This is a genomic window from Pseudomonas multiresinivorans (assembly GCF_012971725.1).
GTDB classification, from domain to species: Bacteria; Pseudomonadota; Gammaproteobacteria; order Pseudomonadales; family Pseudomonadaceae; genus Pseudomonas; species Pseudomonas multiresinivorans.
The window spans coordinates 2,674,486-2,694,568 of the sequence record NZ_CP048833.1 but is presented as its reverse complement, the minus strand read 5'-3'; the positions used below and the strand labels follow the sequence as shown (position 1 = coordinate 2,694,568).

Here is a 20,083-nt window from a genome sequence, read left to right as displayed (position 1 = left end):
CATTGGAGTCAGGCCAGCGCGACGACGGCCTCGCCGATCAGCTTGTCTTCGCCGTACTGGTTGCTGCAGCGCAGCGCCAGGCGCACGAGGCATTCACCGCCGGCCTCGTACTTGTCGATGACCCGTCCCCGGCAGGAGGGGACATGGCCCAGTTGGGTAATGCCGGTGAAGCGCACTGACAGCGCGCGGATCTGCGCCTGTGGGACCCAGCGGGTGAGCATTCGGCCCAGGTAGGCGACCGAGAGCATGCCGTGGGCAAAAACGTCGGGCTGACGCGCGCGACGGGCGAAATCGAGGTCGATGTGCACCTGGTTGTGGTCGCCGGAGGCACCGGCGTACAGGGCCAGCGTGGTGCGATCAACGGCTGGAAGTGACAGCGGCGGAATTTCGTCGCCGACCTGCAGGTCGCTGTAACAGGGTTGCTGCATGGCTCTCTCCTCAGCGTTGCACCAGGGACGAACGGATGTCCGCAACATGCTCGCCGCGCTGGTTGGTGACGCGGGTTTCCTGGACCACGAAAGTCAGCGCTCCTCCCTTCTTCTCGTACACGTCGACCACCCGCGTGTCGAAAGTCAGCAGGTCGCCGGCGAACGCCAGGCGGTGGTACACGAATCCCTGCTCGGCATGCAGGATGCGGCCGAGGTCGAAGCCGAAGATGTCCTCGACGATATGATCGCTATCGCGTCCTTCGCACTCCAGGCACATGAGAAAGCTGGGCGGCACCGGCAACGAGGGATGGCCGGCCGCGCGTGCAGCGGTTTCGTCGGTGTAGACCGGGTCGGTTTCTCCGATGGCCTTGGCGAAGAAGCGCAGGCGCCCCTTCTCCACTTCGGCCTGGGTGACGCCCAGTGACCGGCCGATCAGGCTCTTGTCTGGCATCTGCTATTTCCTCCGCAAGGAGACGCCCCGCGCCTGTGCGGCGGGGGCGTCCGAGCCGTCAGCCGCGACCGAACAGGGTGACGATGCCCGCACCGCCGAGGCCCAGGTTGTGCTGCAAGGCGTGCTGCAGGCCTTCTACCTGGCGTGCGCCGGCGGTGCCGCGCAGCTGGTTGGTCAGCTCGTAGCACTGCGCAAGGCCCGTGGCACCCAGCGGATGGCCTTTGGAGAGCAGGCCGCCGGAGGGGTTGGTGACCACGCGGCCACCGTAGGTGTTGTCGCCGTCGAGAACGAACTTCTCGCCCTCGCCTTCGGCACAGAAGCCCAGACCTTCGTAGGTCAGCAGCTCGTTCTGGGCGAAGCAGTCATGCAGTTCGCAGACACGGATATCCTCTGGGCCGACGCCGGCTTTCTCGTATACCTCGTTGGCAGCCTGACGGGTCATGCCGACACCTACCGCGCTGATCATCGACGGCGGGTCGAAGGCCTCGGGCTGGTCGGTCACCAGGGACTGGGCAAGGATGGTGACGTCGGTGCGCAGGCCATGCTTTTTCGCGAAGCGCTCGGAGACGATGATCGCCGCGGCGCCGCCGCAGGTCGGCGGGCAGGCCATCAGGCGCGTCATCACGCCGGGGAAGATGACCTGGTCGGCCATCACATCCTCGACGCTGACCACCTTCTTGAACACCGCGAGCGGGTTGTTCGCCGCATGGCGGCTGGCCTTGGCGCGGATCGCCGCGAAGGTTTCCATCTTCGTGCCGTACTTCTGCATGTGCTCCAGGCCCGCGCCACCGAAGAAGCGCAGTGCGTTGGGCATGCCGGCGCCTTCGGGGAAGACGATGTCGGCCACCGCGCACCCTTTGCCAACCGTGGCCGGGCGGTCGGTCCAATGGTCCTTCAGGGCGCCAGGCTGCATCTGCTCGAAGCCGAAGGCCAGCGCACAGTCCACCGCGCCGCTTTCCACCGCCTGGCGCGCCAGCCACAGTGCCGAGGAGCCGCTGCCGCAGTTGTTATTGACGTTGAGCACCGGGATACCGGTCAGGCCCACTTCATAGAGGGCCGACTGGCCACTGGTGGAGTCGCCGTAGACGTAGCCGGCATAAGCCTGCTGCACCAGGCGGTAGTCGATTCCGGCGTCCTGCAGGGCCAGGCGCACGGCCTGGGCGCCCATCTCGATGTAGCTGGCGCTGGCGCCGGGCTTCGCGAACTGAATCATGCCGACACCGGCGACGTAGGTTTTCTGCGACATCACTCTCTCCAGAGTCATTGGACGGTGGCCAGCCGCCGCGGCATGCGGCGAACAGGCCAGGCTGGATTCGATGGTTGCGCAGTGCATGCGGGGCGCCATCCCCTCCCCTCGCCGATGGCGCCCCCTCCCGACGAGGGGGGAACCGTTGGAACGCGCTCCAGGCACTCTCGCTGGTCCCCCCCCCATCAGGGAGGGGGGATTGCGCCCCTCCGAGGGGAGGAGGTAGCCACCCGGCAGGTACAGGATGAGCTCGCCGTCGTAGGACGGCGCAAGCCACAGCAGCCGGGGCGCAATAGCCGCGCAAACCACCTCACCGTCAGCCGCCCCGGCACTGTCAATTCCCGCGTCGGATGGGCTCCTGGCCGCTTCCGATGTCGGGGAAACACGCACTGGAGAACCGCATGACAATAAGAAAAACCGGAGTCTTCCAACCGCACCTGCTCGCCGCCGCCGTCGCTCTTGGCGTGGCCACGCAGGCTGCCGCCGTCGACTTCAACATCGGCGAAATCGAGGGCAAGTTCGACTCGTCGTTGTCCATTGGTGGCAGTTGGTCCACCACAGGCGCCAACCCGAACTTCATCTCCAACTTCAACTCCCAGGGCGCCAAGGGCAAGGCCGCCTCGCGCACTGCCGACGATGGCCGTCTGAACTTCCGCTCCGGGGAAAACTTCTCGACCATCTTCAAGGGCATTCATGACCTGGAGCTCAGGTACGGCGACAGCGGCGCCTTCCTGCGCGGCAAGTACTGGTACGACTTCGAGCAGGCCGACGGCAACCAGCATTTCTACGACATCGACGACAAGGGTCGCGACGAGGCCGCGCGGACCAAGGGTGGACAGTTCCTCGATGCGTTCGTCTACCACAACTACAACCTGGGCGATCTGCCGGGCAACGTGCGCCTGGGCAAACAGGTGGTGAACTGGGGCGAGAGCACCTTCATCCAGAACGGCATCAGTTCGATCAACCCGGTGGACGTGGCCGCTCTGCGCCGGCCCGGTTCCGAGGTCAAGGAAGCCCTGGTACCGGTGAACATGTTCTACCTGTCCCAGGGTCTGACGGAGAACCTCACCGCCGAGGGCTTTTATCAGATCGAGTGGGATCACACCGTCGTCGACAACTGCGGCACGTTCTTCGGCGTGGATGGCATTGCAGCCGGCTGCTACGACCGCCTGGTGGTGACCGGCGACGACCTCGCCCCTGGCCAGGCGAACAACACCGGCGGCCCAGCCACGCTGGTGCGTGGCGGTACCGACGATGCCTACATTCCGCGCAGCAAGGACCACGACGCCCGCGACGGCGGTCAATACGGTATCGCCTTGCGCTGGTTCGTGCCGGAGCTCAACGACACCGAGTTCGCCGCCTACGCGATGAACTACCACAGCCGTTCACCGGTGCTCAGCCTGACCACCGCCACCAACCTGTCCAACCAGTTGGCGGCCATCCGCAGCGCGCGCTACTACATCGACTACCCCGAGGACATCCGCCTCTACGGCCTGAGTTTCGCCACCAACCTGGAAGGCGTGTCGCTGGGCGGCGAATTGAGCTTCCGCCCCAACATGCCGCTGCAGATCAACACCGCTGACCTCAACCTCGCAGCCCTGGGCAGCGCGGCGTCGCCGATCTACGTCAGCGGCGAGCAACGCCTGAGCGCCGGCGCCGACATCCCGGGCTACAAGCGCATGCCGGTCACCCAGGCACAGCTCACCGCCACCAAGCTGTTCAACCAGGTCCTGGCTGCCGAACGCCTGACCGTCGTCGGCGAGGTCGGCTACAACCACATCGGCGGTGTCGGCGACGCCGACGGCAGCGACATCCGTTTCGGCCGCAACCCGGTGTTCGGCGCCGGCCAGCTGTCCAACCAGGCCGTCTGCCGGGGCAGCGCGGTGGGCACGGCCAACGCCAGCAACCCGCAGCAGGAATGCAACGACAACGGCTTCTACACCAGTAGCTCCTGGGGCTATCGCCTGCGTGCGCAGCTCGACTACCCGAACGTGTTCGCCGGCATCAACCTCGCGCCGAACCTGGCCTGGTCGCAGGACGTCAGCGGCTACGGTCCGAACTTCGAGGAAGGCCAGAAAGCAATCAGTGTCGGCCTCAACGCCGATTACCTGAACACCTACACCGCCAGCCTCGCCTACACCGACTACTTCGGCGGCCACTTCAACACCCAGACCGACCGCGATTTCGTCGCCCTGAGTTTCGGCGTGAACTTCTGACGCAGGTATCCGATCATGAAAAACTCGATGTTGATGAGCACTGGCGCACTGGCGCTGACCCTGCTGGCCTCCAGCGTCATGGCGGCTGTCTCACCACAGGAAGCCGCGGAACTGGGAAACACCCTCACGCCACTTGGCGCGCAGAAGGAAGGCAACGCCGATGGCAGCATCCCTGCCTGGACCGGTGGCCTGAAGCCTGACGCCGCTCCCGTGCAGAATGGTTTCCTGGGTGATCCCTACGCTCAGGAAAAGCCGCTGTTCGTGATTACCGCGGCCACCGCCGCGCAGTACAAGGACAAGCTGAGCGAAGGGCAACTCGCGCTGTTCAAGCGTTACCCGGATACCTACCGCATTCCGGTCTACCCCAGCCACCGGAGCGTCTCCAACCCACAGGCGCTGTATGACGCGGCGAAGACCAGTGCGACCTCGACCGAGCTGGTCAACGATGGCAACGGGTTGGCGCACTTCACCGCACGCAACTACGCATTCCCGATTCCCAAGAGCGGCGTCGAGGTCGTGTGGAACCACGAGACGCGCTATCGCGGCACCAACTACCAGCGCACCACCGCCCAGGCCGTTCCGCAGGCCAAAGGCGACTACATGCTGGTCGGCTTCCGCGAAACCATGGGGCTGCCGCAGTACCTGCCCGACGCCGATCCGGCGAAGACGGCCAATACGCTGTACTACTTCAAGCAGGAAGTGATTTCCCCGGCGCGCCTGACCGGCACGGTCAACCTCGCCTACGAGACCATCGACCAGCTCAAGGACCCGCGTCAGGCCTGGACCTACAACGCCGGCCAGCGCCGTGTGCGACGCGCCCCCGAGATTGCCTACGACGGCCCAGGCACCGCTGCGGACGGCATGCGCACCACGGACAACACCGACCTCTACAACGGCTCGCCGGATCGCTACACCTGGAAACTGGTGGGCAAGAAGGAGATGTACATCCCGTACAACAACTACCGGCTTTGGTCACCGTCGGTGAAGTACGCCGACATCATCAAGCCGGGCCACATCAACCAGGACCTGACCCGCTACGAACTGCACCGCGTCTGGGAGGTCGAGGCGACGCTCAAGCCCAACGAGCGGCACATCTACGCCAAGCGCCACATGTATTTCGACGAGGACAGCTGGGCGCTGGTTGGGGTCGACCACTACGACAGCCGTGGTCAACTCTGGCGCGTCGCCGAAGGGCATCTGGTCAGCGACTACCAGCACGGCATCGCCAGCTATGCCGCGCAGACGCTGTATGACCTGATCGCCGGCCGCTACGTGGTGCTGGGCCTGATCAACGAGGCCAAGCAGGGTACGCAGTACGACCAGAAGTTCACCACCAACGACTTCACGCCTGCCGCCTTGCGCAACGCCGGCATCCGCTGAGTCAGATCTGCTGCACTACGCACGCCCCGCTCTGCGGGGCGTGTCGTTTCTGCTGCGGTCGCTAAGCTTCGCTGGTCAGCAGCCCGTGGAGCATCCGCGCGATCATCGCGGCGCTCTCGTCTTCCACCAGGTAGTGCGGGCGCTCCAGGCGCATGGCCCGTGGCAGGGTCAGGAGTGTCTGGTACACGAAAAACCGTGCCTTCTCACGGTCCTTCACGCGGATTTGCGCCGCGAACCGCTCGAACAGCGCAGGCGTCGCGCCGGCAGACCAGCATTGCCGGGAGTCCACCAAGTCCAGGCGGACCAATTCGTCGTAGCGGGTCACCCGCTCGCTGAAGTCCGGGTCCAGGCAGGACTTGCGGTGATGCACCGCCAGCCCCCTACGCAGCACCAAAAGCAACCCGTCGAGCAACGTCGCCGCTTCGGGCAGGGCATCGATGGCGGCCAGCAACTGCTCGCCCGCCTCGCGGCGGTAATCTTCGAACACCGCGGCAATCAGCGATTCCATCGCCGGAAAGTATTCGTAGATCGAGCTGATGGCCACTCCGGATACATCCGCGAGCCGCAGAGCCGTAAGGGCCTCGCGGCCCTCTTCCTCGAGAATCTGCCGCCCGGCCTGCTTGAGCGCCTCCACCAGGGCAATGGAGCGCGCCTGTCGCGGTTGCTTGCGCGGTTGCGGCGGCATGCCCAGCGGTATCAGCGCAGGATCCGCATCGTGGTGTTCCTGGTCTTTCGGCGGTTTGCCCATGGTTTCCAGCCCTCCGGCTGACTTGGCACCGCGCCGAGGCTGCACGGTGCCAAGGCGCTTCAGACGATCAGGGTCGACAACTCGCGACGGACCGCACCCGGAATGCTCGCCGAGCTGCGGCTCTCACGGTCGACATAGACGTAGACCACTTCGCCACAGGCGCAGGCCTCGTCTTCGTCTTCACGGAACACACCCAGCTCGTAACGCGCACTGCTATGCCCCAGGTGGACGATACGCAACCCGATGCTGACCCGCTCGGGAAAGGTGATCGATGCGAAGTACGTGCAGTTCGAGGCCACGATCAGCCCGATCACCGGGCTGTTCCCGATATCCAGCGTGCCGCTTTCCACCAGGAACTGGCTGATCGCGGAATCATAGAAGGAGTAATAGACCACGTTATGCACATGGCCATAGGAGTCATGGTCGCCCCAGCGCGTGGTCACCGGGTAGAAACGCACATAGTCGGCCCGACGCGGGCGCCCTGCCGGCTTCACAGTACCGCCTGATACAGTGCAAGGGCCGCATTCAGGTTGACCTCGCGCGGGTTGTTGGCGAGCAGGCGACCCTGTTTCAGCGCATCCTCGGCCAACCCCTCCAGGTCATTCTCAGCTACCCCGACTTCACGCAGGCGGGTCGGCAAACGCAGGCGTAGCGGCAGGTCGGTGAAGTACTCGATCAGCGCCTGTGTCCTGCTTCGAGCGTCACCCTCCAGCCCCGGCAGGACGATATCCGCCAGTTCGGCATAGAGAGGCGCCGCAGCGTCCTGGTTGAAGCGCAGCACACCGGGCAGCATCAGCGAATTGGACAGGCCGTGAGGCACATGGAAGCGCGCACCCAACGGGTAGGCCAGCGCATGCACCGCCGCCACCGGCGAATTGGCGAACGCCATGCCGGCCAGGCAGGCGCCCATGAGCATGTCTTCGCGGGCCTGGATATCTGCACCGCTGCTGCACGCGCGCTCGATACTTCCAGACAGCAGGCGCAGGGCTTCACGCGCCAGGCAATCGGAAATCGGATTCTTGCGGTGGCGGCTGGTGAAGGCCTCGATGGCATGGACCATCGCATCGATCCCGGTGGCCGCCGTGACATGCGACGGCAAGCCGATAGTCAGGTCGGCATCAAGTACCGCGAGATCCGGCAGCAACAAGGGCGAGATAACCACGCTCTTCTGCCCGTCGCCATTGGTGACCACGGATACCGCGGTCACCTCAGAGCCGGTACCCGCCGTGGTCGGCACCAGGATCAGCGGCAGGCGGGGCCCGCGCGCCACCTCGGTGCCGTAGACGCAAGCCAGCGACTCGCCGCTGCGCGCCAGCAGTGCCGCCAGCTTCGCAGCGTCCAGAGAGCTACCGCCGCCCAGACCGATCACGCAATCGGCCTCGCATTCCAGCGCCGTGGATACCGCAGCCTCGATCACGCTCTCCGGCGGGTCGGCCTGGACTTCAGCGAACACGCGCAGCGATAGCTGACTGCGGGCGAAATCGTCAATCACTGGCTGCAGCAGTCCGGCGCCCAGGACGCCCGGATCAGTGACCAGCAGTACCGAGCGGCAGCCCATGCTGCGCACACGTTCGGCCAATCGCGCGGACGCGCCGCGCTCGATGTGAATGGATGGAGTCGTATTGAAAGTCAGCGTCGCCATGGTGTCTTCGTTCCGGCTGGTCTGTCGCTTTGCGAAGGCGCCGAGGCGTGTCGGCGCCGGACGGCGATCCCCGCTCCCACAGCCAGCATAGGGACCTCGACACGCCATCGGTCCCCCCTCATTCGGGAGGGGCATTCATGGCGTACAGGACACTTGATCGGCGAATCCAGAATGCTCCTGGAAGCGATTTTTAATCTCTTGATAACTCCTTATAAAACAACAAGTTAACCACACCATCGGAACGCCGAATCCGGAACGTGATGGGCAGTTTTCGTCCCTATACTGGCCCCTCGATTCGGCCCCTGCCGGCCCCGGCCGCCGCCTTGTCGAAACGCTCCGGCGCCCCTCGCCGGCCCTGTCATTGGAGTAGCGAGTCAATCGATGACTGCATCGCTGGAACAAAGAACGCAGCTGCTGCTGAACGATCCCGTCGCCCTTGCTGGGCATTCCTGCCAGACCTGGAGCCACTTGCCGCGCGAAGAGGTCGATGCCCTGCAACTCGCAGGACTGAAGCTGCGTTTCGCCCAGTTGCGCGGACGAATTCCGGTGCTGAAGAAACTGGCCGATGGCGAAGGGCTGGAGCGCATCGATACGCTTGAAGATGTGGTGCCGTTGCTCTTCGAGCATACGGTGTTCAAGTCCTACCCGCCGTCGCTGCTGGAGAAGAGCAACTTCGCCGCGATCAACAAATGGCTGGCCAAGCTGGTTACACCCGAAATCGGCGAGGCGATCTGCGCCGTGGACGTCAGTGCCTGTCAGGGACTCGACGACTGGTTCGAGACCATGGATGCGGCACTGCCGCAGCTGTGCATCAGCCATACCTCAGGTACTTCGGGCACCCTCTCCTTCCTGCCCAACAGTACCCGCGAGTTCGATAAGGCCTGCGCGGTGCGCAGCATGTTCGCCTGGAGCCTGCAGGGCCCCGATTCACCGCGCCCCGAGATGCACACTGCCTACCCGTACTACCGCAATGGCTACCTGAGTCATCTGCGCGGCAACGTGGCGCTGATGCAGCAGTTGCTACCGAGCGAGGCGAACTTCCATGCCGCCTATCCCGACACCCTCTCCAGCGACGTGCTGCACCTGGGTGCCAAGGTTCGTGCGGCGCAAGCACGCGGCACCCTCGATCGGCTGGTGATCAACCCGGCCCTGCTGGCCAAGAAGAAGTCCTTCGACGAACAGCAGGCGCAGATGCCCCAGCACCTGGCCACCTTCTTCGACCGCATGGCCAGCGAGCTGCAAGGCAAGCGGGTGTATATCGGCGGCACCTGGAGCCTGCTGCACAACATGGCCAAGGCCGGTCTGGAACGGGGGCTGGAAGGCGTATTCCATCCGGACTCCTACATCGCCACCACCGGTGGAGCCAAGGGCGTGGTGCAGCCTGAAGGCTGGCGTGAGGAGGTGCTGCGGTTCACCGGTGCGCGGCGCATCAACGAGTCCTACGCCATGTCCGAAGTGGTCAGCGGCTCGCACTTGCGCTGCGAGCAGGGCAACTACCACTTCGCCCACACCGTGATCCCCTTCGTGCTCGATCCGCAGACCAGCAAGCCGCTACCGCGCAGCGGGCAGCAGACCGGCCGTGCGGCCTTCTATGACCTGGGCGCCGATGTGCACTGGGGGGGGTTCATCACCGGTGACGAAATCACCGTCGAATGGGACCAGCCCTGCACCTGCGGCCGGCCCAGCCGCTACGTGGTCGGCGCGATCCAGCGCTACAGCGAGAAAAACGGCGGCGACGACAAGATCACTTGCGCCGCGTCGGACAACTCGCACCGCGAGGCCATGGACTTCCTGAATTCCTTTGAGGGCTAAGCCGATGAGCAAACCCATTGCGCCGATGATCATTCGCGGCGAAGTCATTACCGACAACCTGATCGAAGTCGGTGGCCGTGGCGGCGACCTGAGCTTCCTGACCCCGGATGCACACCAGTACATCGACAGGCTGCCACTGGGCAATCCAGCCAAGCTGGCCGATCTGTACCAGCTCAGCTTCGAGGACATCCTCGACTACGCCGGCGCCCTGGCCGAGCGACTTGACCTGTCGACCAACCCCTTTCTCCAGGAAGCCTGCGAACTTTCCTACCAGACCGCGCCGGTGACCCCGACCATGGTCAAGGCAGCCTACATGAGCCTGCGTCAGTACCTGGACCGCAACTTCATCGTGGAAATGGTCGAAAGCACCGTCGGCATCAAGTACCTCGAAGGCTGGGTCCACCAGCGCCTGCTCGATGGCACCGAACTCGAGACCCGTTGCTTCGGCTCCCGCACCCTGCACATCGTCGCCGGCAATGCCGCCCCACTGTCGCTGGTGACCATCCTGCGCAACATGGTGCTGCGCAGCGACGCCATCATCAAGGCACCGTCCAACGACCCGTTCACCGCGCTGGCCATCGCCCGCACCATGGTCGAGATGGCGCCGGAGCACCCGCTCACCAAACACCTGTCGGTCGCCTACTGGAAAGGTGGCGACCAGTCCCTGGAACAACGCCTTTACCAGCCGCAGAACATCGAGAAGATCGTCGCCTGGGGTGGCTTCGCCTCACTCAAGCATGTAACCCGTTACATCCAGCCGGGTCTGGAGCTGATCTCCCTCGATCCGAAGCGCAGCGCGAGTGTAATCGGCGAGGACACCTTCGCCAGCGAAGTGTGCATGCGCGAAGCGGCTCTGCGCCTGGCCACCGATATCGGCGCGCTGAACCAGAAAGGCTGTGTCTGCGCGCGGGTCATCTACGTGCAGAGCGGCACCGACGAATCAGGTCTGGAGCGGCTCAACACCTTCGGCCGCTATGTCTACGATGCGCTGCAGACGCTACCCAATACCCTGAGCACTGCGCCCAAGCGCTACGACCAGGGGCTGAAGGCACACGTCGACGCGCTGCGTCTAGATGACGAATGGTACCGAGTGATCGGCGGCCAGGACGGCGAAGGCGCGATCATCTGCTCGCAGCTGCCCGAGCCCGTATCCTTTGCCACCCTGCTCGATGACCGCACCGCCAACCTGGTCCCCGTCGACGAGCTGAACGAGGTGCTGGATGCAGTGGATGCCTACACCCAGACCGTCGGCGTCTATCCCGAAGCGGTCAAGGACGAGCTGAAGAACATCCTGCCGCTGTATGGCGCCCAGCGCATCGTCTCGCTGGGTTATGCGGCGGCGATGAAATGGCAGGCGCCGCAGGATGCCATTGAGCCGATGCGACGCATGGGCAAGTGGATCTCCAACCAGATCGCCTCGCCGGAAACTACCGCTGCGCCCTGGCTGCGCCCTTCCCTTTGACTCTCCCCCCTTGACTCTCACCCTTTGAATCCAGCGTGCCCGGCAAGCCGGGCACACGCATCCCCTGCCCGGAGAAATCCATGAGCCATTGCCTCGCCTACGCCGCCCACGCGGCCCACGCCCCACTTGCACCAACGCGCCTGCAACGCCGTGACCTGCGCGACGATGACGTGCAGATTGCCATCAGCCATTGCGGGGTCTGCCACTCGGATCTCCACTACCTGCACAACGACTGGAACAGCAGCGTGTTTCCCTGTGTTCCGGGCCACGAGATCATCGGCCGGGTCACCGCCGTGGGCCCGACGGTCAGCCGCTACCAGGTAGGCGACAGCGTGGCGGTCGGCTGTATGGTCGACAGCTGCCAGCACTGCGCGGCCTGCGAGGAAGGCCAGGAGCAGCTCTGCGCGACGATGTTCACCCCGACTTACAACGGCAAGGATCGAATCAGCGGCGACCTGACCTACGGCGGCTACTCGCAATCCATCGTGGTGCGCGAGAAGTTCGTCCTGCGCCTGCCGGAGTCGCTCGACCCCGCCAGGGCCGCGCCGCTGCTATGCGCCGGCATCACCGTCTGGCAGCCACTGCGCAAATATGCCGTGCAAGCTGGCACCCGCCTCGCGGTGGTCGGCCTGGGCGGGCTCGGTCATCTGGCGGTCAAGCTGGCGCGGGCGATGGGCGCCGAGGTGACGGTGCTCACAACATCCCCGCACAAGGCCGACGACGCCCGCGCGCTGGGTGCCCAGCACGTGCTGCTGTCGAAGGACGCGGCCGCAATGAAGGCTGCCTACGCCAGCTTCGACATCATCCTCGACACCATTCCCAGCCGGCACGACGTCAATCCCTACCTGATGCTGCTGGCCCGTGGCGGTAAGCTGGTGCTGATCGGCGCGCTGGAGCCGCTGGAGCCGATCCACGGTGCGCTGCTGATGATCAATGACCGGTCCATCGCCGGCTCGCTGATGGGCGGCCTGCCGGCCACTCAGGAGCTGCTGGACTTCTGCGCCGAGCACCAGGTCCTGCCGGAGTGCGAGACCATCGCCATACAGGATATCAACACGGCTCTGGAGCGCCTGCAGAAGAACGACGTGAAATACCGCTTCGTGATCGACATGGGCAGCCTGCAAGGTGACGCGCAGCGCTGATTGGCAGAAATGAAAAAGGCCACCGTGGGGTGGCCTTTGTTTTGCCTGCAACGATCAGGGCGTGGCGATATTGAAGTCCGGCGTGAAGGCATCCAGCAGGCTCATCAGCTCGCCCAGCTTGCGCGGGTCTCCCTCTACCTTGGCCAAGCCCTGCTTGAGTGCGGAGGGGAAATCCAGCTCCTTGAGGCTGATGCGGTCCAGCGTGGCCTTGTCGATGCTCAGCGCTGCATCGGGGTGCACGTGGCTACTGTGCTCGCGATAAGTCAGCACGCCGTTGCGCAGGGTCAGGGCAAAGCTCTGCTTGCGATCGGTGAAGGTCCAGTTCAATTGCATGTCGTGGCCTTGCGCCCGTTCGGCATTCAGGCGCACCGCCATGTAGTCGAAGAACATCGACGGCTCCAGCGCCTTGACCAAATCTGCCGAAGGCTTGCGAAGGCTCGCCTGGCGCACTCCATTGCGCAGCTCGACGGCTGCCGACAGGTACATGTTGCGCCATAACGAACTCTCGGCCTGGTAGCCCAGCTGTTCCAGCGCGTCGGCCTGTGCGTCACGGGCCGCACGATTGTCCGGTTGGGCGAAAACCAGGTGGTTGCCCAGCTCTACCGCCCAGCGGTAATCGCCCTTGTCCATCGCGGCGCGCATCAGCTCCAGCACGTGCTCCGCGCCACCCAGCGCCTCGACATAGCGAGTACCGGCGTCCTGCGGCGGCAAGGGGTCTAGGTTGGCCGGGTTGCCGTCATAGAAACCCATGTAGCGCTGGTACACCGCACGCGAATTGAAGCTGAGCGAGCCGTAGTAGCCTCGGTTATACCATTTGCGTTCCAGGTCGCCCGGCAGCTTCTGCATCGCTGCTGCAATCTCGGTCGGGGTCAGGCCCTGGTTGAGCAGGTGCAGGGTGTGGTCGTTGATGTAGGTATACATGTCGCGCTGGTCGGCCAGCAGCGTGCGGATCCGCTCGCCGCCCCAGGTCGGCCAGTTGTGCTGGGCGAACATCACGTCGGCACGGTCGCCATAGCGCACCAGGCTGTCGTCGAGGTAGCGGCCCCAGGCCTTGGCGTCACGTACCAGCGCACCCCGTGGGGTGAGGATGTTGTGCTGGGTGTGGGTGGCGTTCTCGGCCATGCACAGCGCGCGCATCTGCGGCAGGTACAGGTTCATCTCCGCCGGCGCTTCGCTGCCGGGGGTCAGCTGGAACTCGATGTCGATGCCATCGACGCGCACCTGCTGATTGGACTTGTCGATCAGCACGGTCGGGGCGATCAGGCCAATGCTGCCGCCGGTTGGGCCGCCCTTGCCGATACCCGTATCCACCTGCCCTTTGTCCCCTCGCGGCACTAGGCCGCCTGACTGATATTGGGCACGGCGGAACATCGCGGTGCCGGCGAAGACGTTCTCGCTCGCCGCCTCTTCCATGAAGCCGCTTGGCGCGTACACCTGCACCTTGCCGGCGACCACATCGGCCTCGTCGATGACTCCGCGAACGCCACCGAAGTGATCGATATGGCTGTGCGTATAGATCACCGCCGTCACCGGACGCTGCGGGCGATTACGGTAGTACAGGTCGAGGGCGGCGCGCGCCGTTTCGCTGGTCATCAGCGGATCGATGATCACCAGGCCCTTGTCGCCCTCGATAATCGTCATGTTCGCCAGGTCCATCCCGCGCACCTGGTAGAGGCGCTCGGCAACCTGGAACAGCCCGGCGTTGCTGTTGAGCTGGGCCATCCGCCAGAGACTCGGGTTCACCGAATCCGGGGCCTGCTCGGCGTTGAGGAAGTCGTACTGGTGGGTATCCCAGACCACCTTGCCGTTGGCGTCCCTGATCTGACCGGAGAATGCAGCGACCAAGCCGCGGCTGGCGTCTTCGTAGTCCTGCCGGTCGGTGAACGGTAGTGCCTGCAGCACTGCTGCGTTGCTGGCACGGGTCGCCGCGCTGGCCGGTTTTGCCAGGGCCGGGCCGTTGTCCGCCTCCGCTGCGCTGGCCATACCCGTGCATGCCAACAGGACGGCGAGCGCCAGGGCATTTCGGCGGCACATGCCCGAGGTAGTGAGGGAAATCATTATTGTTCTCCGTAAGTCATTGAATTCATCGTCGCCGACATGGCAGCGTCCGCGAGGGCCGCCTGCTGCCGCTGGGTGCAGTAAGCTTCATGGCTGTCAGCGCTGCCCAGGAGCAGGTCTGCGACTACCGCGCGCTTGAAGTAGTGGCCGACGCTGCACTCCTCGGTAGTACCGATCCCGCCATGCAACTGGATGGCCTGCCCGCAGACGAACTTAGCCGCGCGGCCGACCTGCGCCTTGATCTGCGAGGTGCGCAGCTGCAGGTCGTGGATCTGCGGGTTGTCGATGGCATCGAGCAGGACGAACAAGGCCGATCGTGCCAGCTCAAGCTGAGCTGCCATGTCGGCCATGCGATGCTGCAGGGATTGGAAGCTGCCGATGGGTACTCCGAACTGCTGGCGCACCTTGAGATAGTCAGCGCTGATCTCGATGACCCGCTCCATGCCGCCCACCAGCTCGGCGCAGAGGCAGGCAGTGGCCTGGGCCATGCCCTGGCGCAGCGCAGCCAGGCCCTCGCCCGGTCGTCCCAGTACGGCGGCTTCGCTGACGTCGACCTGCGACAGTTGCAACTCCACCACCCAGCTGCCGTCGTGCAGCGGTACCGGGATCAGGCCCAGACCTGGGAGGTCAGCCTCCACCAGGAACAGCGTGCAGCCCTCCTCCGCCTGCGCGGAAATGATGAACGCATTGGCCTGCGTGCCGCCCATTACCAGCGTCTTGCGGCCGTTCAGCCGATAGCCGCCAGGATGGCGTTTCGCGCTAGCGCGTTGCCCCTCAACTAGCCCACGGGTCTGCACCTCGGCATAAGCCAGGGCCAGCCGTGCGGAGCCATCGGCCAGGGCCGGCAACCAGCGCTTCTGATGTTCAGGTGCTGCCGCGGCGACCAGGGTCTGCGCGGCCAGCACGGCGCAGCCGGCATAAGGCGCGAGGACCAGTCCGCGACCCAGTTCCTGGGCGATCACCACACTGTCGACAATGTTGCCGCCAAGGCCGCCATGGACCTCCGGAAGTGCGGCACAGAGCCAGCCCTGTTCGGCAAAGGTAGTCCAGCTGGAATCGCTGCCTTCACCCGCCTGCAGGCGGGCGACGCGAGCCTCGAAGCTGTACTCCTTGTCGATGAAGCGGCGCACGCTGTCCTGCAGCATCTGCTGCTCGGAAGAAAGTTCGAAATTCATGGTTGCTGGGCCCGTTCAGAGTTGAAACAGCATCTTGGCGATGATCCCGCGCTGGACCTCGCTGGTGCCGCCGTAGATGGTCGAGGCGCGGCGGAAGAACATTTCCATGGCGATGCCACGGGCCAGCGCTTCCTGCGGCAGTTCCGCGCCGGGCGGGTCCTCGGGCTGATCCTCAGGAGTCGGATAGGCGATGGCGCCGAAGTCACCCAGCGCTTGCACCATGAACTCGGTGATGCGCTGCTGCAGTTCGGTACCGCGCACCTTCAGGATCGACCCCAGGGCGTGGGCCGCCGGGCTGTGGTCGCCGGCTTGCTCCATCGCCGCCACGCGCTTGACCAGCATGGCGACCGCATCGACCTCGGCCTCAAAACCTGCGAGTTGCCGGGCGAACCCTGTCTGTTCGCCGAGCCACCCGTCACCTGCCGGCAGGCTGCGCGCCAACTGGCGCAGTTGCATCAGGTAGCGGCGCAGGATCGGCAGGTCGGCGGCGGTGGCGTGTTCGTTGTTGAGCAGGAACTTGGTGATCTTCCAGCCATCGCCTTCGTTGCCGATGCAGTTAGTCACCGGCACACGGACGTTGTCGAAGAAGGTCTCGTTGAGGTGATGGCAGCCGTCGATGCTGTGGATCGGTCGTACGGTGATGCCCGCGGTCTTCATGTCCACCAGCAGGAAGCTGATGCCGGCCTGCTTGCGGGCGCTGGAGTCAGTGCGCACCAGCAGGAAGATCCAGTCGGCCTGGTGGGCATAGCTGGTCCAGATCTTCTGACCATTGATCACGTAGTGATCGCCATCCAGATCGGCGCGGGTACGCAGCGATGCCAGGTCCGAGCCCGAGCCCGGCTCGGAGAAGCCCTGGCACCACAGGCGCTCGGCCTTGAGGATCAGTGGAATCTGCGCGGCCTTTTGTTCGGCGCTGGCGAAGTGATTGATCACCGGCCCGAGCAACTTGTGCGCGAAGCCGTCGAGGGTTGGTGCACCGGCAGCAACGCATTCCTCGTCGAAAACCAGGCGTTGCAGCACACTCCAACCGGTGCCGCCATGCTCTTTCGGCCAGTACGGCGCGCCCCAGCCGCGCTCATCGAGGATGCGTTGCCAGCGCACCAGGTCGGGCAGCGCGGAACGGATGCTGGAGCTCGGTTTGCCCGCCAGTTCAGCCGGCAGGTGCAGGCGCAGGAACTCGCGGATCTCCTGGCGGAACTGGTCAAGGCCGGCGTCGGGAAGAAAATCCATGGCGGCCTCCTCAGTTGCGGTACAGGGTGACGACACAGGCGCCGCCGATCCCGACGTTATGCTGGAGTGCCACGCGGGCGCCCTCGACCTGGCGCTGCTCGGCATTGCCGCGCAGTTGCTGGGTCAGCTCGTAGCACTGGGCAAGGCCGGTAGCGCCGATCGGATGACCCTTCGACAGCAGGCCACCGGACGGATTGACCACGTAGCGGCCGCCGTAGGTGTTGTCGCCGTCGTCGATGAACTTCGCTGCGCCACCTTCGGGGCACAGGCCGAGGCCTTCATAGGTGACCAGTTCGTTGTGCGCGAAGCAGTCGTGCAACTCGACCACGTCGATGTCTTCCGCGCCGATGCCGGCCGCCTCGTAGACCTGCTTCGAGGCGCTCAGAGCCATGCCGTAGCCGGCGGCATAGCGCAGGTCTTCCTCGAAACTGCGGCCGTCGTCGGTAGTCATCGCCTGGGCGGCGATCCAGACCCGCGCATCCAGACCATGGCGGCGCGCGTAGTCCTCGCTGCAGAGCACCGCGGCGGCGGCCCCGCAAGTCGGCGGGCAGGCCATCAGGCGGGTCATCACGCCCGGCCAGAGCAGTTGGTCGTTGAGCACGTCCTCGGGGCTGACTTCCTTGCGGAACACCGCCAGCGGGTTGCGCGTGGCATGCCGGCTGGCCTTGGCGCGAATCTTCGCGAAACTTTGCAGCGGCGTGCCGAAGCGCTGCATGTGAGCCAGCCCCGCACCGCCGAAGATGCGCAACGCGGTGGGCAACTCGGCGACGTCCAGAAGCGCGTCGCAGCGTTCGATGAAGGGGTCGGCGGCGTTCGGCCGGTCGCTGTAGTGGCTGCTCAGCGCGCCTGGATTCATCTGTTCGAAGCCCAGCACCAGGGCCACGTCGATGGCGCCGCTCTGAATCGCCTGGCGAGCCAGGAACAATGCGGTCGAGCCACTGGAGCAGTTGTTGTTGACGTTGAACAGTGCGATGCCACTCAGGCCGACGTGGTACAGCGCGCGCTGACCGCAGCAGGAGTCGCCGTAGATGTAGCCGGCATAGGCCTGCTGGATGGCACTGTACTTCACCCCCGCGTCTTCCAGCGCCAGGCGCGCGGCCTGGGCGCCCATCAGGTCGTAGCTCAGGCTCGCCCCCGGCTTGGTGAAGGGGATCATGCCGACTCCGGCGACCACGACTTTGTTCGTCATTTCCATTCCTCCCATGGTGGCCCGGTTTCACCGTGCCTTGCTTGTACCGGCATGGTAGGGAGGATCACGGAAGGCGCTGAGCCCCCCGTGTCAGGGGGAGTGGCGAGGGGCTCGCCGGCCCCGCAAGGGCCGGCAAGAGGGGGCTGGAGTTACTCGACGATTACCGCGCGACGGCTCGCACACCAGGCGTCCAGGCGCGCCTGGTAATGCTCTTCGATGAGGTTGCGGCGGATCTTGAGGGTCGGCGTCAGCAGGCCGTTGTCGACGTTCCAGGGTTCGCTTACCAGAACCAGGCAGGCCAGCCGCTCATGCGCTTCCAGCTGCTGGTTGGTCGATTCCAGGAAGGCTTCCAGCTCGGCTTCCAGAGTCGCCCGCCGTTCCGGGGCAGCCAGCGCGTTACGCGTGTCCGGCGAGACATTGATCAGCGCCACCGGTTGCGCCAGACCAACGCCGGTAACACAGGCACCCTCCACATGCTCGTTGTTGCCCAGGCGTGCCTCGATCGGAACAGGCGCCACGTACTTACCCTTGGCGGTCTTGAACAGTTCCTTCACCCGCCCGGTGATGCGCAGGCGTCCCGCTTCGTCCAGTTCGCCACGGTCACCGGTGCGGAAGAAACCGTCCTCGGTGTAGCTGTCGCGGGTCAGCTCCGGCTCCTTGTAGTAGCCGAGCATCTGTCCTGGACTCTTCACCAGGATCTCGTTGTTCTCGGCGATCCTGCACTGCACGTCGCGCACACTCGAACCAACGTAGCCGACACGTACCTCGCCAGGCTGGTTGAAGTGGGAGCAACCGAAGTTCTCCGACATGCCGTAGCCCTCCAGCAGCTCCAGGCCGAGCTGGCGATACCACTCCAGCACTGCGACTGGCAGCGGCGCCGAGCCGGACAGCGCGGTATGCACCTGGTCCAGTCCGAGCGCGCCGAGGATCTGCTGACGCATCGCCTCGCTGCGTTGCGGATCGGCGAAGGCAGCCTGCTGCACTGACTGTGGAATGCGCTCGCTGATACCGTGGTAGAACTTGCCCCACAGCCGCGGCACCGACATGAAGATGGTCGGCCGCGCCCGGCGCAGGTCGTCGGCGAAGGTCTCCAGTCCTTCGTTGAAGAACACTTGGCAGCCATTGAGCAACGACAGCGCTTCGACCACCGCGCGCTCGGCGGTGTGCGCCAGAGGCAGGTAGGACAGCAGCCGGTCGGTCGGCGCCACGCCAGCTCCGCCTGCATACATGCCAACAGTCGATTCGCAGCTGGAACACATGCTGTCGAAGGTGTGCATCACCCCCTTGGGTCGACCGGTGCTGCCAGAGGTGTAGATGATGGTGGCCAGGTCAGCACGCCGGGTTTGCGCCACCGTCTGCAACGGCTCCCAGGTATCCATCAGGGACTGCCAGGATTGCCCTTCGCCAATTGCCAGCAATGGCAATTCGATCACCGGCAGGCTCGCCGGCACGCTGTCGCGCAGTTTATCCCAGCCCGCGGCGCCGCCGTCCAGGTGGCCGAGGAACAACAGGCGCACTTCGGCGTGCTCCAGTACATATGCCACGGTATCGCGGTTGGCTGAGGGGTACAGCGGAACGCTGACGTGCCCGGCCATCCAGATCGCCAGGTCGGCGATGATCCAGTGCGCGCTGTTCTTGCCGAGGATAGCGATGCTGGAGCGCGCGGGCAGATCCAGCGATTGCAGGTACGCGGCCATGCGCCGGGCCTGTTCGCCTACCGCGTGCCAACTGTAGCTTTCATTGTGTCCCTGGCCTTGCGGTTGGTGCAGGTAGGGGGCGTCAGGCATAAGGCGTTCCCAGTGCAGGAAGCGCTGTAGCAATGTCGGTTTTTCTTGTTGATCGTTCATTGCGGGGTCCTACGGACTTGAGGGCGCAGGCGCGCCCTTCGGATTATTGTTCTTGAC

The 20,083-nt window shown here is 64.8% G+C and carries 16 protein-coding genes; 5 read left to right on the top strand and 11 right to left on the bottom strand.

What is annotated here, in order from left to right:
* Positions 1–8: 8 nt before the first annotated feature.
* The 3 genes from G4G71_RS12490 to G4G71_RS12480 are packed head-to-tail and all read right to left on the bottom strand — an operon-like array spanning position 9 to position 2,125.
* Positions 9–428, bottom strand: coding sequence for a MaoC family dehydratase (locus tag G4G71_RS12490; protein WP_138526246.1), 420 nt, complete (start codon positions 426–428; stop codon positions 9–11).
* 10 nt (positions 429–438) lie between these two features.
* Positions 439–879: a MaoC family dehydratase N-terminal domain-containing protein gene (locus G4G71_RS12485; RefSeq protein ID WP_138526245.1), complete on the bottom strand. Its 441-nt coding sequence runs from the start codon at positions 877–879 to the stop codon at positions 439–441.
* A gap of 58 nt (positions 880–937) precedes the next feature.
* On the bottom strand, positions 938–2,125 hold the full coding sequence (locus G4G71_RS12480) for a lipid-transfer protein (RefSeq protein WP_138526244.1): 1,188 nt from the start codon (positions 2,123–2,125) through the stop codon (positions 938–940).
* 401 nt (positions 2,126–2,526) lie between these two features.
* Here G4G71_RS12480 and G4G71_RS12475 point away from each other — a divergent pair, with 401 nt between their 5' ends.
* Both G4G71_RS12475 and G4G71_RS12470 read left to right on the top strand, forming a co-directional pair.
* The gene (locus G4G71_RS12475) at positions 2,527–4,341 is read left to right on the top strand and encodes a DUF1302 domain-containing protein (RefSeq protein ID WP_138526243.1); all 1,815 of its coding nucleotides are present in this window, start codon (positions 2,527–2,529) and stop codon (positions 4,339–4,341) included.
* Positions 4,342–4,356: 15 nt separating this feature from the next.
* The gene (locus G4G71_RS12470; protein WP_138526242.1) at positions 4,357–5,721 is read left to right on the top strand and encodes a DUF1329 domain-containing protein; all 1,365 of its coding nucleotides are present in this window, start codon (positions 4,357–4,359) and stop codon (positions 5,719–5,721) included.
* A gap of 61 nt (positions 5,722–5,782) precedes the next feature.
* Here G4G71_RS12470 and G4G71_RS12465 read toward each other — a convergent pair whose 3' ends face one another.
* From G4G71_RS12465 to G4G71_RS12455, 3 genes are read right to left on the bottom strand one after another with little or no spacing between them, the layout of a single operon-like run.
* Entirely contained in the window at positions 5,783–6,469 is a 687-nt protein-coding gene (locus G4G71_RS12465; RefSeq protein WP_138526241.1) for a TetR/AcrR family transcriptional regulator, read from the bottom strand.
* Between the two features lie 59 nt (positions 6,470–6,528).
* Positions 6,529–6,963: an acyl-CoA thioesterase gene (locus G4G71_RS12460; protein WP_138526240.1), complete on the bottom strand. Its 435-nt coding sequence runs from the start codon at positions 6,961–6,963 to the stop codon at positions 6,529–6,531.
* Entirely contained in the window at positions 6,960–8,111 is a 1,152-nt protein-coding gene (locus G4G71_RS12455; protein ID WP_138526239.1) for an iron-containing alcohol dehydrogenase, read from the bottom strand. Before G4G71_RS12455 ends, G4G71_RS12460 begins: the two co-directional genes overlap by 4 nt.
* Positions 8,112–8,492: 381 nt before the next feature.
* On the opposite strand from G4G71_RS12455, the gene G4G71_RS12450 reads away from it, so the two are divergent.
* The 3 genes from G4G71_RS12450 to G4G71_RS12440 all read left to right on the top strand — a co-directional run bounded on the left by G4G71_RS12450 (position 8,493) and on the right by G4G71_RS12440 (position 12,527).
* Entirely contained in the window at positions 8,493–9,923 is a 1,431-nt protein-coding gene (locus tag G4G71_RS12450) for a hypothetical protein (RefSeq protein ID WP_138526238.1), read from the top strand.
* A 4-nt stretch (positions 9,924–9,927) separates the two neighbouring features.
* Positions 9,928–11,385, top strand: a complete 1,458-nt coding sequence (locus G4G71_RS12445; RefSeq protein WP_138526237.1) for an acyl-CoA reductase — start codon at positions 9,928–9,930, stop codon at positions 11,383–11,385.
* 80 nt (positions 11,386–11,465) lie between these two features.
* Entirely contained in the window at positions 11,466–12,527 is a 1,062-nt protein-coding gene (locus G4G71_RS12440; RefSeq protein WP_138526236.1) for an NAD(P)-dependent alcohol dehydrogenase, read from the top strand.
* 54 nt (positions 12,528–12,581) lie between these two features.
* Here G4G71_RS12440 and G4G71_RS12435 read toward each other — a convergent pair whose 3' ends face one another.
* The 5 genes from G4G71_RS12435 to G4G71_RS12415 all read right to left on the bottom strand — a co-directional run bounded on the left by G4G71_RS12435 (position 12,582) and on the right by G4G71_RS12415 (position 20,026).
* Complete coding sequence (locus G4G71_RS12435) at positions 12,582–14,585, bottom strand: alkyl/aryl-sulfatase (RefSeq protein WP_420825995.1); 2,004 nt, start codon at positions 14,583–14,585, stop codon at positions 12,582–12,584.
* Entirely contained in the window at positions 14,585–15,760 is a 1,176-nt protein-coding gene (locus G4G71_RS12430; protein ID WP_138526235.1) for an acyl-CoA dehydrogenase family protein, read from the bottom strand. Before G4G71_RS12430 ends, G4G71_RS12435 begins: the two co-directional genes overlap by 1 nt.
* 15 nt (positions 15,761–15,775) lie before the next feature.
* Positions 15,776–16,990, bottom strand: coding sequence for an acyl-CoA dehydrogenase family protein (locus tag G4G71_RS12425; RefSeq protein WP_138526234.1), 1,215 nt, complete (start codon positions 16,988–16,990; stop codon positions 15,776–15,778).
* A 10-nt stretch (positions 16,991–17,000) separates the two neighbouring features.
* A complete protein-coding gene (locus tag G4G71_RS12420; RefSeq protein ID WP_138526233.1) occupies positions 17,001–18,179 on the bottom strand; it encodes a lipid-transfer protein in 1,179 nt (392 codons plus the stop codon).
* Positions 18,180–18,328: 149 nt separating this feature from the next.
* Positions 18,329–20,026: an AMP-binding protein gene (locus G4G71_RS12415; protein ID WP_169938008.1), complete on the bottom strand. Its 1,698-nt coding sequence runs from the start codon at positions 20,024–20,026 to the stop codon at positions 18,329–18,331.
* Positions 20,027–20,083 lie beyond the last annotated feature (57 nt).

Bases quoted from the DNA above. Each gene is read 5' to 3' on its own strand.
- G4G71_RS12475 (WP_138526243.1), top strand. From the start codon at position 2,527: ATGACAATAAGAAAAACCGGAGTCTTCCAACCGCACCTGCTCGCCGCC.
- G4G71_RS12470 (WP_138526242.1), top strand. From the start codon at position 4,357: ATGAAAAACTCGATGTTGATGAGCACTGGCGCACTGGCGCTGACCCTG.
- G4G71_RS12445 (WP_138526237.1), top strand. From the start codon at position 9,928: ATGAGCAAACCCATTGCGCCGATGATCATTCGCGGCGAAGTCATTACC.
- G4G71_RS12480 (WP_138526244.1), bottom strand. From the start codon at position 2,125: ATGTCGCAGAAAACCTACGTCGCCGGTGTCGGCATGATTCAGTTCGCG.
- G4G71_RS12450 (WP_138526238.1), top strand. From the start codon at position 8,493: ATGACTGCATCGCTGGAACAAAGAACGCAGCTGCTGCTGAACGATCCC.
- G4G71_RS12420 (WP_138526233.1), bottom strand. From the start codon at position 18,179: ATGACGAACAAAGTCGTGGTCGCCGGAGTCGGCATGATCCCCTTCACC.
- G4G71_RS12465 (WP_138526241.1), bottom strand. From the start codon at position 6,469: ATGGGCAAACCGCCGAAAGACCAGGAACACCACGATGCGGATCCTGCG.
- G4G71_RS12435 (WP_420825995.1), bottom strand. From the start codon at position 14,585: ATGATTTCCCTCACTACCTCGGGCATGTGCCGCCGAAATGCCCTGGCG.
- G4G71_RS12440 (WP_138526236.1), top strand. From the start codon at position 11,466: ATGAGCCATTGCCTCGCCTACGCCGCCCACGCGGCCCACGCCCCACTT.
- G4G71_RS12430 (WP_138526235.1), bottom strand. From the start codon at position 15,760: ATGAATTTCGAACTTTCTTCCGAGCAGCAGATGCTGCAGGACAGCGTG.
- G4G71_RS12425 (WP_138526234.1), bottom strand. From the start codon at position 16,990: ATGGATTTTCTTCCCGACGCCGGCCTTGACCAGTTCCGCCAGGAGATC.
- G4G71_RS12490 (WP_138526246.1), bottom strand. From the start codon at position 428: ATGCAGCAACCCTGTTACAGCGACCTGCAGGTCGGCGACGAAATTCCG.
- G4G71_RS12455 (WP_138526239.1), bottom strand. From the start codon at position 8,111: ATGGCGACGCTGACTTTCAATACGACTCCATCCATTCACATCGAGCGC.
- G4G71_RS12485 (WP_138526245.1), bottom strand. From the start codon at position 879: ATGCCAGACAAGAGCCTGATCGGCCGGTCACTGGGCGTCACCCAGGCC.
- G4G71_RS12415 (WP_169938008.1), bottom strand. From the start codon at position 20,026: ATGAACGATCAACAAGAAAAACCGACATTGCTACAGCGCTTCCTGCAC.